Source organism: Wolbachia pipientis (assembly GCA_023052945.1).
Taxonomy (GTDB): domain Bacteria; phylum Pseudomonadota; class Alphaproteobacteria; order Rickettsiales; family Anaplasmataceae; genus Wolbachia.
This window is the reverse complement of record CP095495.1, coordinates 1478473-1494367: the sequence shown is the minus strand read 5'-3', so window position 1 is coordinate 1494367 and position 15895 is coordinate 1478473. Positions and strand designations below refer to the sequence as shown.

Sequence of the window (15895 nt, the reverse complement as noted above, 5' to 3'; positions counted from 1 at the left end):
TCAAGTAAGGAAAAAAATGAGCTTTAGTTACTATAATATGAAAAAACACCCAAGAAACTTTCGTAATATAACAGGTTTAACTATAGAGGAGTTCGAAAAAGTAGTGGAAAAAGTGAGGTCTGGATGGGAAAAACAGAAAAAGTGTCATGGTAGAAGATCAAAACTACCAACTCTGGAAGATAAGTTGTTTTGCGTAATTTTGTACTATCGCACTTACATAACACATAGATTTTTAGGATGCCTATTCAATGTACACAACGCAAATGTATGTAGGTTACTTAAGAGAATAGAGCCATTACTCGCCAAAAAAGTGACTATAACAAAAGATAGAAGTATGACGCCAGAAAAAATACTGAAGATTTTGGCTGATGTTACAGAACAGCAAATACAGAGACCAGAAGATAGTAAAAAACGGAAGAAATCATATTCAGGAAAAAAAAGAACCAACACTATGAAAACTGAGATTATTATCGAAGAAGGAGGAAGAATTTTATCAGTGTCAAAGTCATACCGTGGTAGAATTAGTGATTTCCGCATAAGGAAACAAGAAAAATATTTACCACTTGATAGCATAAAACATGCCGATTCTGGATATCAAGGTTGGCAAAAATTGCAAAGCAATGTTATAATTCCATATAAAAAGTATCGTAAAAAGCCATTAACTCCAGAGCATAATAGAAGATTAGCATCATTTAGAATGAGAGTAGAAAACAAGATCCGAGAGATAAAGATATTTAAGATTATGTCGAATGTTTATCGCAATTTTCAGAAAAAATATAACCTGAGGTTCAATATTATTGCTGGTATTGTAAATCTTAAGCACGCCTTTTAGTTAACCTTGATTTTAGTCACCCTCCTTTCCTTTTTTTTATCGCTTGATTCGCAGCAGGTCTATTGACAATTTTAAGCTAATTTGTATCCTTAGTAAGTATTTTTTAAAATGCTATGAAAAGTAAAGAACATGATTTTCATTTAGTGGATCCAAGCCCTTGGCCAATTGCTATATCAGCAGCAATTCTTATTCTTGCACTTGGATTAGTTGGCGCGCTTCATAAACAAATTTTCGGAGTGTTTTGTTTAGTTTTGGGAATCTTTGCAGTATCAGGGGTGCTGTTTTATTGGTGGAGAGATGTAATAAGGGAGGCCATTTATGACAAATGTCACACTGCCATTGTAAAACATGGACTCAAATTTGCAATGTACTTATTTATTCTCTCGGAGGTCGTATTTTTTATAGTGTTCTTTTGTTCATTCTTTAAAGCCTGGCTTGATCCAGTTTTTTTATTTGAGGCGTTTTCTCCTGCAAAAAAAGTTGAATGGCCCCCTGAGGGAATTTTGCCACCTGATCCGTGGTCACTACCGTTCATGAATACGTTAATATTATTGCTTTCTGGTACAACAATTACTTGGGCAAATCACTCTTTACTTAAAAATGATAAAAAGAGCATGATTAAAATGCTGTCCATAACTATATTGCTTGGAGTTTTTTTTATAATAGTGCAAGCAATAGAGTATCATGAAGCGAGTTTTTCTCTACAAGAAACAGGAGAAAAGCTTATTTATACATCCAATTTTTATATGATTACCGGTTTTCACTGCGCACACGTTATAATAGGAATAATATTTTTATCAGTGTGTTTATTTAGAGCACGGAAAGGCCAATTTACACTTCAGGACCATTTGTGCTTTGAGTTTGCCTCCTGGTATTGGCACTTTGTAGATGTAGTCTGGATATTTTTATTTTTGTTTGTCTATTGGTTAAGCGTTTATTAAGTGGTTAAAATAATAGGTCTAGATCCAGGAATAAGCAAGACTGGGTGGGCCATTATCAGCCTGAACGAAAAAAATAATATTGAATTTTTGGGCGGCGGTACCATATCAACTGATGGTAAATTGGGTACAGGTGAACGCCTACATATAATTTTTGAACAATTAAAGAAAGTAATTTCCCTATACTCTCCGAATGAAGCTGCGGTGGAGAAAATTTTTGTTAATAAAAATCCTAAATCTTCACTAACTTTAGGATATGCAAGAGGGGTTGTAATTTTAGCGTTAAAAATAACAAAGCTAACTATGAATGAATATGATGCAAACTATGTAAAAAAAAGCATTACCGGAAATGGCCATGCTGATAAGGATCAGATTATATTTATGGTGAAGCAAATAGTTAAAAATTTGAGTATAAAATGCCACCATGCTGCTGACGCTCTTGCTGTAGCAATTTGTCATGCTTATACGAAAGGTTCTTGTTTTGTTGAGTAACTTTTATATGGGATTCAGTTTGAAGATTTCCAGATCTGGAAAAACTATTTGATTGTATTTATCTTGTCTAACGTTCGTTGCAAAATAATACATGCGGAGATTTTATCATCTATTTTTTTCGATTTTGTGATTGATATTCCAGTAATTTTTAGTGTATGAGTTGCGATAGATGTTGAGAAGCTTTCGTCTTGTAAGTATATATTTACTTTATATTTTTTTATTATTTTATTTGCGAATTGGATTATAGTTTTACACCATTTAGTTTCTTGCTCGTCCATTTTTAATGGTAGTCCTATTACCATTGATCCAGATTCATTTTCTTTGAATATTCTATGCAGATAACCTAAATCTTTGCTCATATTTTTTCTGTGATATATGCTATGAGCTGTGGCTATGAGCTGTGTTTTATCGCTAAATGCTATGCCTATTTGCTTTTCTCCCATGTCAAGGCACATTATGCGCTTATCTTTTGGAATAGACTTTAGAAACTCATCTGGATTTCTATGTAGCATCTATTAGACTTCCTTTAAAGTGACCTTACCAAAAAAGTGGAGAGAAAGTTAAGAAAATTTTTTGCAAAAAGAATAATGAATCAAATTGCTCAGGAATGCAATAGACTTCTTGCATAACCCAAACTAAGTAGCTGACACTGGTTTCCATCCAAAAGGGCAGTGCCCCTATGATGTCATTCCAGTGCTTGACACTGGGATCTATAGACCTGCTGAAAAAGGTGATTGAAAAAATGATGTGAGAGAGGTAGAAGAAGAATAAGCAGATCAAGTAAGGAAAAAAAATGAGCTTTAGTTACTATAATATGAAAAAATACCCAAGAAACTTTCGTAATATAACAGGTTTAACTATAGAGGAGTTCGAAAAAGTAGTGGAAAAAGTGAGGTCTGGATAGGAAAAACAGAAAAAGTGTCATGGTAGAAGATCAAAACTACCAACTCTGGAAGATAAGTTGTTTTGCGTAATTTTGTACTATCGCACTTACATAACACATAGATTTTTAGGATGCCTATTCAATGTACACAACGCAAATGTATGTAGGTTACTTAAGAGAATAGAGCCATTACTCGCCAAAAAAGTGACTATAACAAAAGATAGAAGTATGACGCCAGAAAAAATACTGAAGATTTTGGCTGATGTTACAGAACAGCAAATACAGAGACCAGAAGATAGTAAAAAACGGAAGAAATCATATTCAGGAAAAAAAAGAACCAACACTATGAAAACTGAGATTATTATCGAAGAAGGAGGAAGAATTTTATCAGTGTCAAAGTCATACCGTGGTAGAATTAGTGATTTCCGCATAAGGAAACAAGAAAAATATTTACCACTTGATAGCATAAAACATGCCGATTCTGGATATCAAGGTTGGCAAAAATTGCAAAGCAATGTTATAATTCCATATAAAAAGTATCGTAAAAAGCCATTAACTCCAGAGCATAATAGAAGATTAGCATCATTTAGAATGAGAGTAGAAAACAAGATCCGAGAGATAAAGATATTTAAGATTATGTCAAATGTTTATCGCAATTTTCAGAAAAAATATAACCTGAGGTTCAATATTATTGCTGGTATTGTAAATCTTAAGCACGCCTTTTAGTTAACCTTGATTTTAGTCACCCTCCTTTCCTTTTTTTATCGCTTGATTCGCAGCAGGTCTATAGTATAAATTATTTCAAATTGTATCTATTTGCAAGTATATAAATATAATAATTTTGCATAAAAAATTAGATCCCAGTGTCACGCACTGGGATGACACCCTACTAGCGAAAGTTACTCTCAAATGTTTGTTCATGCTAGCTATAAATATTAAGAAATTTACCAAGCGAAAAAAAAGGCAAAAGAAGCCCTAGTCATTGTCTATTTTCAGTATTGGCGTTTTTTAAGTCTTAAACGCTGCAATTTAGCTGCTTTTAAACGGCAACTAACCTTAGCTTTAATATTTAAGAAATTTACTAGGCAGAAAAAAAAGGCATAGAAAACCCGTGGTAGCTAGTTATTACACTCTCTATTTTAAAATTTGACGTTGGGTAATGTCTTGAACGCTCTATAAGCGCGTTTCAGCTTATGTAGGTAAAAACCTAGAAATTTTATAAAGACATACGGTGCACATAGTGCAAAAAATTAAACAATAGTACGCCAAATACAAGTTTTCTTGTCATTTTAATCTGCTGCAGAGATTGCGAAGTTAAATAAAATAGCTTCACTTTCATGATAAGGGGGCTGGCGGAGTTTGTAAAGTAATTTTTTCATTTAATTTTTCGTTCTGTTTCTACGGGTTGCATACCACTTAGCTAACATGAGTTTTGTTTTGACTTTTTGTGTTAATTTTGCAGAATATTAAGATTATCATTTTAAATAAAATACATGACAAAAGAGGATTGGGAAGCGGTAATTGGGCTTGAGGTGCACGCTCAAGTTTCTTCTAATACGAAGCTATTTTCTAGCTCATCAACGGAGTTTGGTACTGAGCATAACACTCAAGTTTCTCTAGTTGATGCGGCAATGCCAGGTACGCTGCCAATACTAAATTATTACTGCATAGAGCAAGCAATACGCACCGGTCTTGCACTTTCTGCAGAAATTAATAAGTGTTCTTACTTTGATCGAAAAAATTATTTTTATCCTGATTTACCGCAAGGTTACCAGATAACCCAGTTTTTTGAGCCAATAGTTAAAAATGGTAGAGTATTTATCAACGACAATGAAAAGGAAATAAGAATTGCGAGAATTCATTTAGAGCAAGATGCAGGGAAGAGCGTTCATGAGGAAAGCAAAACTTATGTGGATTTAAATCGTGCAGGGGTTGCTTTAATGGAAATTGTTTCAGAGCCAGATCTCCGTTCATCTGCGGAAGCTGAAGAATGCATGAAAAAATTGAGGCAGATTTTGCGTTACATTGGTTCATGTGATGGTGATATGGAAAAGGGATCACTTCGTTGTGATGCAAATGTTTCTGTCCGCCTAAAAGGCAGTAGCATACTTGGCACCCGCTGTGAAATAAAAAATCTAAACTCGATACGTTATATCGTGCAAGCTATAGACTATGAAATACAAAGACAAATTGAAATTTTAGAAAGTGGGGAAGAAATAAGTCAAGATACCTTATTGTTTGATGTCGCTTTGGGAAAAACAAAAGTGATGAGAAGCAAAGAGGATGCAAGCGACTATAGGTATTTCCCTGAGCCTGATTTATTACCTGTTGAGGTAAGCCAGGAGGAAATTGATTCTATTAAATCATCTTTGCCTGAGTTACCAGATCAAAAAAAGCTGCGATACATTGAGGAATTAGGTATCAATGAATACGATGCAAACGTCATTACTTCCGGTAAGGCGATTGCTGATTACTTTGAGGAATTGATAAAAAAACATGATTCAAAGCTCGCGGTCACCTGGTTAACTGTAGAGCTTTTCGGTCGTTTAAATAAAGCAAATATTGATATTGTGAGCTCCCCAATCAAAGCAAATGCTTTGTCCGAACTCTTAGATTTTATCGTTGATGGAACGATCTCTGCTAAACTTGGTAAACAAGTTTTTGATATTATGTTTGAAACTGGCAAACCTGCATCTCTTATCATAGAAGAGCAGGACCTAAAGCAAATAACTGATAGAGGGCAAATATCAGAAATAATCGACAAAATCATCAATAGCAACCAAGATAAAGTTCAAGAATACAAAAGCGGTAAAACAAGATTATACGGATTCTTTGTCGGCGAAGTCATGAAACTTACCAAGGGAAAAGCCAGCACTGATGTGGTGAATTTAATTTTGAGTGAAAGATTAGGATAAAAACAGGGGTAATGTATCTAGAAGATGATTCTACTTGGGGGTTCAAACGCATTTACCATGGTATTACCTATCAAGAGTTGGTGCTCATAATATCTCTCATGGATGTGATGGATAAAAAATGTCCTTTCTACCTAGCCACAGAACTAAAGTCAGCTAAAGGTTTTGATGATGTTGTTCTCCAGCGTGAGGAAAATAAAGCTGTAGTACATAAGTTTGCACAAGTCAAGCACAGCCAAAATGGGACTAAAAAAATCAGTGTAGGTAGCTTATTAACAAAAAGTGGTAAGTTTAACTTGTTAAAATACTTTGCTGCCTATTTAAAAATCAAAAGTAATGGAAAATTCAAGAGTGAAATAAAGGATTTTATTATTGCTACGAATATTGATTTTGATTTCGCAGATTCAACACAACATGCAGTGAGAAAGCTAAGAATGATGTTAAGTGGAGAAAATGAAGGAAAAGAGGTTTCAGTTGTAAAGATAGATATACAAGATGAGTTTCTGGATATAGGCAATGGTGCAAGATATAGAATTAATGATTCGGGCGGTAGTATTGCTCAATACTTGAAGCAAAATATGGGTTTTATAAAACGTGAGATAGGCAGAGAAGTCAGCGATAAAGAAATAGAAGACTTTTTAAATGAACTGGTGTTTGTGGTTAATTTACCCAATGAAGATCAGCTAAGAGAATTGTTTAAAGGTAAGTTGAGTAGTAGGTTGGCCGAAAGATACGGCTATATTGGTGGCAATGAAATCTTTTGCAATGATCTTCTGAAGAAAATATCGGACTGGGTAAAAGATATAAAAGGGAGTTTTTTTTCACGTAAAGAAGGTGAAAAGCTTTTCGAAGAAGTTGAGCTGTGGGCTAGTACTTTAGGTAAGATAGAGGAAGAAGTAAAGAAAGTAAATGAAAAAGCAGATAGAATAGAGGAAAAAGTCAATAGAATAGGAGAAGAGGTAGCAGACAGTGTGCCGTAGAGACACAAAGGATGTTCATAAAAGGGCAAACTAAGTGCAAAAGCTGCGCAGTAGATGAGGGTGGGCCCCTCGGAGCCGGTTTACAAGAGCAGGCTTCAAACAACCATAAGCTGCTTTGGTAAAGAGCCAAGGTAGTGAGCGTTATGGAAAAGGCATAATTATATGTCATGTAAGGAATGGAGAGATGAACGAAAGTGAACCACTGATGAAGTGTCGAAACCTTTTAAATGACGTCAAAACCAGGGGGTTGTCTGTAACCTGGGATAAATCTATCGGGAGCTTGTTTACTGGATAGATGGCGTCTGGCATAAAGGTGGCATGAATCTATTTCAGGCTATTGTGTGGAACTACGGGAACCTGTCGTTTCGATGATAAGGGAGAAATCCAAGGAGCTAAACTCTAAGGATGAGAGTACCGATGCGAAAAACAGGGGCGGATCAGCTCGTAGTAGTGAAGAAGTTTCTGTAATGGAAATGGAGAGAAGGGGCTGAGTTATTTAGTTTTAATTATTTATCAACCGAAAGGGAGGAGTTAATGAGTAAAACAAAGTCTTTTGATATATCAAAGCAACTTATTTGGAGAGCTTATAAACAAGTATCGAAAAATAAAGGTGCTGCTGGTGTGGATGAGGTTTCGATAACAAAGTTTGAAGAAAATCTAAAAGATAATCTGTACAAACTATGGAATAGGATGTCATCCGGAAGTTATTTTCCAGAAGCTATAAAAGCTGTTGCAATACCTAAAGATACAGGAGGAGGACAAAGCAATCTTAGGTGTTCCTTCAGTATTTGACAGGATAGGGCAAACGGCTGCTGCTATGTATCTGGAGCCGCTAGTAGAACCAAAATTCCATGATGATTCATATGGTTATAGACCAAATAAATCTGCACTGGATGCGGTAGATACTGCGCGTAAAAGATGCTGGAGGTACAATTGGTCAATAGATCTTGATATATCTGGATTTTTCGACAATTTGGACCACGAGTTAGCATTGCAAGCTATCAAAAAGCACACAGACTGCAAATGGGTCATACTGTATGCTGAAAGATGGATGAAAGCTCCAATTCAGCAAGCAGATGGCAGTAAGGTAGTTAGGGATAAAGGAGTTCCACAAGGAGGTTCAATAAGTCCGATGATCTCAAACATATTTATGCATCATGTATTTGATGAGTGGATGAGACAAAAGCACCCGACAATACCATTTGAGAGATATGTAGATGATGCGATAGTGCACTGCAGAACTAAGAAGCAAGCGGATTTTATGCGAGACGTAATTGAAGAAAGACAGGCCAAGTATAAGCTAAAGCTACATCCGGAAAAGACACAAATAGTGTATTGTAAGGATAACAGAAGGAAAGATGAGTATACTATACAAAGTTATGATTTTCTAGGTTTTACATTCAGACCTAGACTAGCGAAGAACAGTAAAGTAGGGAATTATTTTCTTTCATTCATACCTGCAATTAGTAATAAGGCCAAGAAGAAGATTAGTCAAACCATAAGGTCATGGAAAATACACAGACAAACATCTACAACTCTGGAGGGGATATCAAAGAAAGTAAATCCAATAGTCAGAGGCTGGTATCAGTACTATGGCAGGTTTTACAGGACAGAGATATACAAACCTCTGAAGAACATAGAGCGGCAACTTGAAAAGTGGGCAAGAAGAAAGTACAAGAAACTTCAAACTCGTGGAGGACTAGCAAGGCAACTTCTAGGAAAAATGAGAAAAGAAGGACCAGACACTTTCTACCACTGGACATTAGGTTTGGGACAAAAGGCTGAATAATGGGAGCTGTGTGAGTCGCGAGGTTCATGCACAGTTCTGCGAGAGACTGGTGGGGAAGGTCCGCCGGTCTACTCTCCTAAATGCTGAAGAATATGGAAATAAATGCACGTCGCTGCACCTTGCATGTATGGTAGGCGAAAAAGAAATAGTGGAGGAGCTAGTAAAAGCAGGGGCTGGAATAGAGCAAGCAGATAAATTTGGAATGACAGCGATAGATTATGCGAAAAATAGTAAAGAAGTAAACGAGGTGTTGAAGAAAGAAACAGACAGAATTGAAAAGTTATTTGAGAAATTATGAGAGGATAGAAAATATGGAAAAAAAGGAAGAAACAGAAAAGAAAGTGATGAATTTAGAGAAAAAAACGTTAGAAGAGCTAAGGAGAATGTGGAAGAAGGTATTTGGGGAAGAGGTACCTAAACATTCAAAGAAATATCTGATACCGAGACTAGCATATAGAATGCAGGAGGAAGCATATGGAGAAATGTCAAGAAAAGGAGCAAAAAGACTAGAGTATCTGGCAGATCAGCTAGAAAAGGGAAAAAGAATAAGTAGTGACAAATTGCCAGTAGCAGGAACAGAGTTGATATTAGAAAGAGGTGAAGAAACACATTCGGTAATGGTAACCGATAAGGGTTTAATCTACAGAGAAGAGTTTTACACATCATTATCAGCAATAGCCGGGAAAATAATGGGAATGAGCTACAACGGACCGCTCTTGTTTGGGATGCGTGAAAAGGAGAGAAAGGGTGTGTGAAGAAATAAGATGTGCGATATATACGAGAAAATCAAATGAAGATGGACTAGAACAAAAGTTTAATAGTCTTGATGCGCAGCGAGTAGCATGTGAAAAGTACATAAAGAGCAGAGAGGGCTGGGTAGCATTGGCAAAAAGGTACGATGATGGTGGCTTTTCAGGGAAAAATTTAGAAAGACCAGCGATAAAGGAGTTGTTTGAAGATGTAAAGGCGGGAGAAGTAGATTGTGTAGTAGTATATACATTAGACAGGTTATCAAGGGAAACAAAGGATAGCATAGAAGTAACATCATTTTTTAGAAGGCATCGAGTAAATTTTGTAGCAGTAACACAAATATTTGACAATAATACGCCAATGGGAAAGTTCGTGCAAACAGTATTGTCAGGAGCAGCACAACTAGAAAGAGAAATGATCGTAGAAAGGGTAAAAAATAAAATAGCAACATCAAAAGAACAAGGATTATGGATGGGAGGAACTGTGCCACTTGGGTATGATGTAAAAGATAAAGAATTAATAATAAATGAGAAAGAAGCAAAGACAGTGAAGCATATATTTGAAAGATATTTGGAGCTGAGATCAATGGCAGAATTGGCAAGAGAGTTAAACAGAGAAGGATACCGAACGAAATCAGATATCTTTAAAAAAGCGACGGTGAGAAGAATAATAACAAATCCGGTATATATAGGAAAAATACGGCATTATGAGAAACAGTATGAGGGAAAGCATGAGGCAATAATAGAAGAAGAAAAATGGAAAAAAGCGCAAGAATTGATAAAGAATCAGCCGTATAGAGGGGTAAGATACGAGGAAGCGCTGCTTAGGGGAATAATTAGATGCAAGAGCTGTGAAGTAAACATGACGCTAACATACTCAAAAAAGGAGAACAAGAGGTATCGATATTATGTGTGCAACAATCATTTAAGAGGAAAAGGTTGTGAATCAGTAAATCGAAATGTAGTAGCAGGGGAAGTGGAAAAAGAAGTAATAAAGAGAGCAGAGCACCTATACAAAAATTGGCAAGAAAAAGCAGAAGAGTGGAAAAATTTAAGTTTTGGAAAGCAGAAAGAAGTAGTGAAAAAGTTAATAAAGGGAGTAATGGTAAAAGAAGATGGAATAGAAGTGAGTTCAGAGAATAAGGTGGAATTTATACCAATAAAAAAGAAAGGAAACAAATGCACAGTAATAGAGCCAGAAGGTAAAACAAATAATGCGTTACTCAAAGCAGTGGTAAGAGCTCACCTATGGAAACGGCAACTGGAAGAGGGAAAATATAGAAGTGTAAATGAGCTGAGTGCCAAAATTAATATAGGTACAAGACGTATACAGCAAATTTTAAGGCTGAATTATTTAGCACCAAAGATTAAGGAAGACATAGTAAATGGAAGGCAACCAAGAGGATTGAAGTTAGCTTACTTGAGGGAAATACCAATGCTTTGGAGTGAGCAAGTGGAAAAATTTTACAAATTGGCGCCTTAATTAAGCGATTAATAAGTTATTAATGTAACTAATTTCCAGACTATATTGTGATATTGATGCTGCAGGCAAAGAGAAAGATATAAGATCAGTAATGCAACAAAGACAGGCAGTCTGGCCGGTAGTGCTGGTGTAATGTTACTGGTAGACAGCATTGCATTGTATATCATGAAAATGCCTATAGTAGCAGTGGTTGTGGAATAGTTGGATTAGCATGTATGGGTTTTGCGCTGTACAATCTTTTAAAGCCCAATACCAAACTCGAAAAAATTGAAGATGTAGAACAACTCACCACTCAGCCTTTTTTGAATCTGGCATAAAATGTGTATACTCAAGAAATATGAAAATTTTACTACTTGCTAACAAAACAATTGGTATTTTTGAAGTCCTTTACGCTATTAAATTCATAGATTCATTTGCCGGGGTTTTATGTGATTTACAGAAAGATAGCTCTTTTCGCAATAATCCGAACAGATCATAATATGCTACTGGCCTCCCATAGCCATAAGCACATATCTTACCCTATTTGGACTATTACGAGAAATGCTATAGTATCCAAACGATCCATCGAGCTCTTAAAAAGATTAGATTCACGCGCAAAAAAAGACATATGAATACAAGGAAAGGAGTGAAGAAAAACATGCTGAATTTTTGAAAATTATAGCAACAAAAGAACCTCAAAACTTATTATATATAGATGAATCTAGGATTGATAGTACCGAAGACTATCCTTATGGATATTGCCAGAAAGGACAGCGGTTTTATGCCCTAAATCTGGCAAGAAAACTCAACGAATTAGCATGATTGCATCCTTAAAAGGCAGAAAAATAGTTGTTCCGTTAACATTTGAAGGCCACTGTAATATGGATATCTTTAATAAATGGTTTGAGCAGTTTTTGACACCGATTTTGGAACCTGGACAAACTGTTATTCTTGATAATGCTACTTTTCATAAGTCTAACAAGATTACTGAACTTGCTAGAGGAGTTGGTGCAGAAATTTTATATCTACCGCCTTATTCTCCCGATTTTAATAAAATTGAGCATTATTCGTTTGCTATAAAAAACAGAGCTAGGAAAAACATCCCTCTATTCACATCTTTTCGTCATGCTGTTGATTCTGTTTTTCGATAAGCCTTCCGGACTATTGTGAAAAGAGCTATAAATCTAGAATTAGAACTTTTATTAGATGTGAAAAGTTGTTCCAATTGACTATAACTTGATTGTAAGAGAAAATCTTATTTAGATTACCATGGGTAGTGCTGTAAACTAGTAAAAAAGAGCAAGTGCTTTGTGTAGAGCTTAGGGCAATTCCTTTCTTAGACTACTAATTATCTTAGTTAACATTTCAATGAATCTCAATTTAATACTTTTTACCTAGCAATTTCTCCCCTAGAATCAGAAATCTTTCTTAACTCTTCACGTCCTGCCCATGAAACTTTCTTGTTATCAGACTCGCTTATTACTTCATGATGTATTAATCCACCGGATCTAGCAAAAACACCTTGGTCTATGGTTTGAATAACTGGTAAACCTCCTAATAAGCAATTTTTTCCCACTTCTTCTTCACAATTCTTTAACTTTTTCCACTTGTCTTGATCCTTTACTTCTACCTTTATTAGACCTTGCATATCAGGATATAATCTAACTTCTAATTCTCCTAAACTAGTATGGAAAGTTAATACTACATCACTACCATCTGCAAGGTCTGTATAATTTCTCACTTCTCCTATCTTCTCAATTCTTGCTACACTGCTACCTACCCCCAGCACGAAAATTCTTAACCCCAGCTTCTCTACTTCACACTTGTTCATAACCTCTGCAGGTTGAATAACACAATTCTGTGGATAATTTACGTATAAAAATATATTATCCATTTCCACTTCTAGATTTTTCCTAATCTTCCCGCTTGCATTTACAATGCTCTCATACGCTATACTTTCTATTTTGTTTTTAATTTCTTTACAACAACTAGAGAGGTATTCATCAAAACACTCGGCAGAACTATTTATAAACCCCTCAGTAGAGTGTGCTATCCTATCGTAACGGAAAAGATGCCTATTGACTTTGCCACCTCTTAGTAGCAAATTGCTAACAATGTCTTGTATTACTATTATATTTTCTTCCTTTGTTTCTTCATTTTCATTCTCATCATAGCCTAGATACCCTGAATTGCTAAACCTGCACGCAATACCACCAGAAGTCGTGGTTGTAGTGGATTGAAGAATTCCTATTATTTCTTCAAACACTAAATCTACCGTAGTTTCTTTCTTATCGTTATAATATACACTTAGTCTCATTCCCTTTGCTAAGTATTGATCAACTACATATTTGATACGTTCTAAGGAACTTCTTGTCCAATCTACATTTAATAAGTTCAAAGTCTTTTGAAACTCTTTGTTGTTTTTTTCTTGCACATCCTGCATTTTCTTGTAAAACTCATCGAGCAGGTCTATCTCATCTTTAGTAGATGAAATTGGCTTCTCCAATAGGCAATATCCTTCCTCCAAAAGAAAAGGAAAAGTGTCACCCAAGGCATTACCATCTTCCCCAGACTCTAAAACGGGATATGTTGAAGTATGATCCTTCTTTAAAATTGTCTGATCAGTCATATAGTGTAACCATTATTATAATATCTACTTAAAAACTATCATACTATAGCATTCATTTAACAAAATCATAACTTTATTTTGCTAATGCAAATTGCCTCTGATATATAGGAGACAGCAAAGTTGCCCATACAAATCAGAGTGAAGAAAAAGGCTGTCCGCTCTCTCTGCCTACATCACCTTCTAGTAGAGATATATCTAATTAAAGTTGAAACTTCTAGACAGATCAAGATTATGAAGCACTTTAAGAGAAATATTTACATGCAAGCATCGAACAGACGAAATCTGTCAAATCAGAAAGAAACACACAAATTTAAGTTTTTAGTAGTTTTCAAGTATAGTTGTACAGGGAGCGCCTTTGCAGTTATGACCGACATTTTCAATGGTGCCTAAGTGCCCGTATGCAAGCATGGTTTTGGAAGGAACGGTCAAATCATTGATGGAGTCATTTAGACTACCTCGGTTAGGAGATTGTACTATCAACCGTTCCAAGCTGAAGCGTTTCCCTATTACAAATTATATGTAGGGGTTACCATGAAAAAAGCAAAAAGTAAATTAGAAATAGTGAATCCTAATGCAGCAGGAATAGACATTGGTTCAGCTGTACACTATGTGTGTGTACCTGAAGGAAGAACGCGTTCAGAAATTTGGCTGCTTTACTGAAGACCTTCATAACTTAGCACAGTGGTTGAAAAAGTGTAAAGTTACAACAGTAGCTATGGAATCAACAGGAGTATATTGGATTCCTTTATTTCAAATACTTGAGTCATACAAATTCGAGGTAAAATGCACGGCATGTAAAGAATGTACCTGGTAGGAAGTCTGACGTTCAAGATTGCCAATGGCTCCAACAACTGCATAGCTACGGACTGCTTCATGGATCGTTTAGGCCAGATAATCAGATGTGTGTATTGCGCAGTTACGTGCGGCAACGCAAAAATCTCACTGAAAGTGCATCTACACATATTCTGCGTATGCAGAAGGCATTAATTCAAATGAATATACAATTACACAAGGTTATTAGTCATATTACTGGGATAACTGGTATGAAAATCATTGAAACTATAATTGAAGGCGAAAGAGATTCTGAAAAATTGGCAGAATTCAGGGACGTGCGAATGAAAAATGATCAGTCTACTATTGCAAAAGCGTTAGCTGGTGACTATAGAGAGGAACACTTATTCACGCTAAAGCAAGAATTTGAACTATATAATATTTATCAAGAAAAAATAGCAGAATGTGATAGAAATATTGAAGCCTATTATAAAACGTTTGAAACAAAGTCTTGTGAAAGCAAACAGCTAAGTAAGCAAAAGAATAAAAATAGCAAAAGTAAGCCAAGCTTTGCTTTGTATGAGGAACTGCACCGAATAACTGGTATGGATTTCACTAAAATTCCTGGATTTGATGTATTAAGTATACAAACCATAATTTCAGAAGTTGGTATAAACCATAGTAAATGGCCAACAGAAAAGCACTTTTCATCGTGGTTGGGACTCAGTCCTGCTAATAAAGTTACAGGGGAAAAAGTGTTTAACACAAGAACACGTAAAGTCATTAACCGTGCTGCAAATGCTTTGCGAATAGCTGCTCATTCTGTAGGAAATAGTAAAAGTGCGTTGGGTGCATACTACAGAAGATTGAGAAAACGACTAGGAGCACCAAAAGCAATAACAGCTACTGCAAGAAAAATGGCATGCATATTTTATAGTATGCTCAAATACGGACAGGAATATGTAGAAAAAGGAATGGAATACTATGAAACACGCTATAAAGATAGAACTGTAAAAAATTTGATCAAAAAAGCGAGCGAATTTGGCTACATATTAGTTCAACAAGAAGAGTTAGTTAAGTGAGTTTCTTAGGAGGTAAAAACCTAGAAATTTTATAAAGACATACGGTGCACATAGTGCAAAAAATTAAACAATAGTACGCCAAATACAAGTTTTCTTGTCATTTTAATCTGCTGCAGAGATTGCGAAGTTAAATGAAATAGCTTCACTTTCATGATGTGTATAACAATGTTACAAAAAATAATATCATAGAATTCAATAGGATAATTCCTAGAAAATCCCTACATACTAAAAAAAGCAAAATGCTGTTAAAATGAGCTTAAGAATAAATAGCAAACATCTAACATAACAATTCTATTTGTAAATCAGGTGAGACTTATCCTATAGAAAGCTTTCGAACTACACAAGCGTATCTTTTGCCTTTAGTATTTCTTTAAAC

11 protein-coding genes and 4 pseudogenes are annotated in these 15895 nt (G+C 35.5%); 13 read left to right on the top strand and 2 right to left on the bottom strand.

Going from position 1 to position 15895, the window contains the following annotated elements; all coding sequences use genetic code 11:
* Positions 1–16 precede the first annotated feature (16 nt).
* The 3 genes from MWH06_07400 to ruvC all read left to right on the top strand — a co-directional run bounded on the left by MWH06_07400 (position 17) and on the right by ruvC (position 2262).
* The gene (locus MWH06_07400; GenBank protein UPA55037.1) at positions 17–832 is read left to right on the top strand and encodes a transposase; all 816 of its coding nucleotides are present in this window, start codon (positions 17–19) and stop codon (positions 830–832) included.
* A 113-nt stretch (positions 833–945) separates the two neighbouring features.
* The gene (locus tag MWH06_07395) at positions 946–1773 is read left to right on the top strand and encodes a cytochrome c oxidase subunit 3 (protein ID UPA55036.1); all 828 of its coding nucleotides are present in this window, start codon (positions 946–948) and stop codon (positions 1771–1773) included.
* Entirely contained in the window at positions 1774–2262 is a 489-nt protein-coding gene (gene ruvC / locus MWH06_07390; protein ID UPA55035.1) for a crossover junction endodeoxyribonuclease RuvC, read from the top strand.
* A 44-nt stretch (positions 2263–2306) separates the two neighbouring features.
* Here ruvC and ruvX read toward each other — a convergent pair whose 3' ends face one another.
* Positions 2307–2774 carry a Holliday junction resolvase RuvX gene (gene ruvX / locus MWH06_07385; GenBank protein ID UPA55034.1) on the bottom strand — a complete coding sequence of 156 codons (468 nt, stop codon included), beginning with the start codon at positions 2772–2774 and terminating at the stop codon, positions 2307–2309.
* A gap of 281 nt (positions 2775–3055) precedes the next feature.
* Here ruvX and MWH06_07380 point away from each other — a divergent pair.
* From MWH06_07380 to MWH06_07340, 9 genes and pseudogenes are all read left to right on the top strand, one after another.
* Positions 3056–3871, top strand: a pseudogene (locus MWH06_07380) (transposase).
* A 767-nt stretch (positions 3872–4638) separates the two neighbouring features.
* The gene (gene gatB / locus MWH06_07375; protein UPA55033.1) at positions 4639–6060 is read left to right on the top strand and encodes an Asp-tRNA(Asn)/Glu-tRNA(Gln) amidotransferase subunit GatB; all 1422 of its coding nucleotides are present in this window, start codon (positions 4639–4641) and stop codon (positions 6058–6060) included.
* A gap of 11 nt (positions 6061–6071) precedes the next feature.
* Positions 6072–7037 carry a hypothetical protein gene (locus MWH06_07370; protein ID UPA55032.1) on the top strand — a complete coding sequence of 322 codons (966 nt, stop codon included), beginning with the start codon at positions 6072–6074 and terminating at the stop codon, positions 7035–7037.
* Positions 7038–7571: 534 nt separating this feature from the next.
* Complete coding sequence (locus MWH06_07365; GenBank protein ID UPA55031.1) at positions 7572–7829, top strand: hypothetical protein; 258 nt, start codon at positions 7572–7574, stop codon at positions 7827–7829.
* Positions 7768–8826, top strand: a complete 1059-nt coding sequence (gene ltrA, locus MWH06_07360) for a group II intron reverse transcriptase/maturase (GenBank protein ID UPA55030.1) — start codon at positions 7768–7770, stop codon at positions 8824–8826. The genes MWH06_07365 and ltrA overlap by 62 nt, the downstream gene beginning before the upstream one ends.
* A 76-nt stretch (positions 8827–8902) precedes the next feature.
* Positions 8903–9124 (top strand): annotated as a pseudogene (locus tag MWH06_07355) (ankyrin repeat domain-containing protein).
* Positions 9125–9137: 13 nt separating this feature from the next.
* Positions 9138–9581 (top strand): DUF2924 domain-containing protein, encoded by a 444-nt coding sequence (locus tag MWH06_07350; GenBank protein ID UPA55029.1) that lies wholly within the window; start codon positions 9138–9140, stop codon positions 9579–9581.
* Positions 9574–11058 (top strand): recombinase family protein, encoded by a 1485-nt coding sequence (locus MWH06_07345; protein ID UPA55780.1) that lies wholly within the window; start codon positions 9574–9576, stop codon positions 11056–11058. The genes MWH06_07350 and MWH06_07345 overlap by 8 nt, the downstream gene beginning before the upstream one ends.
* Before the next feature lie 547 nt (positions 11059–11605).
* A pseudogene (locus tag MWH06_07340) lies at positions 11606–12188 on the top strand (IS630 family transposase).
* 239 nt (positions 12189–12427) lie between these two features.
* Here the strand turns inward: MWH06_07340 and MWH06_07335 are convergent.
* The gene (locus MWH06_07335) at positions 12428–13666 is read right to left on the bottom strand and encodes a hypothetical protein (GenBank protein ID UPA55028.1); all 1239 of its coding nucleotides are present in this window, start codon (positions 13664–13666) and stop codon (positions 12428–12430) included.
* Between the two features lie 531 nt (positions 13667–14197).
* On the opposite strand from MWH06_07335, the pseudogene MWH06_07330 reads away from it, so the two are divergent.
* Positions 14198–15519: pseudogene (locus tag MWH06_07330) on the top strand (IS110 family transposase).
* Positions 15520–15895: the final 376 nt, after the last annotated feature.

Excerpts from the sequence above, each read along its gene's own strand:
- MWH06_07400 (UPA55037.1), top strand. The coding sequence starts at position 17 with ATGAGCTTTAGTTACTATAATATGAAAAAACACCCAAGAAACTTTCGT.
- MWH06_07395 (UPA55036.1), top strand. The coding sequence starts at position 946 with ATGAAAAGTAAAGAACATGATTTTCATTTAGTGGATCCAAGCCCTTGG.
- ruvX (UPA55034.1), bottom strand. The coding sequence starts at position 2,774 with ATGCTACATAGAAATCCAGATGAGTTTCTAAAGTCTATTCCAAAAGAT.
- gatB (UPA55033.1), top strand. The coding sequence starts at position 4,639 with ATGACAAAAGAGGATTGGGAAGCGGTAATTGGGCTTGAGGTGCACGCT.
- MWH06_07370 (UPA55032.1), top strand. The coding sequence starts at position 6,072 with ATGTATCTAGAAGATGATTCTACTTGGGGGTTCAAACGCATTTACCAT.
- MWH06_07365 (UPA55031.1), top strand. The coding sequence starts at position 7,572 with ATGAGTAAAACAAAGTCTTTTGATATATCAAAGCAACTTATTTGGAGA.
- MWH06_07350 (UPA55029.1), top strand. The coding sequence starts at position 9,138 with ATGGAAAAAAAGGAAGAAACAGAAAAGAAAGTGATGAATTTAGAGAAA.
- MWH06_07335 (UPA55028.1), bottom strand. The coding sequence starts at position 13,666 with ATGACTGATCAGACAATTTTAAAGAAGGATCATACTTCAACATATCCC.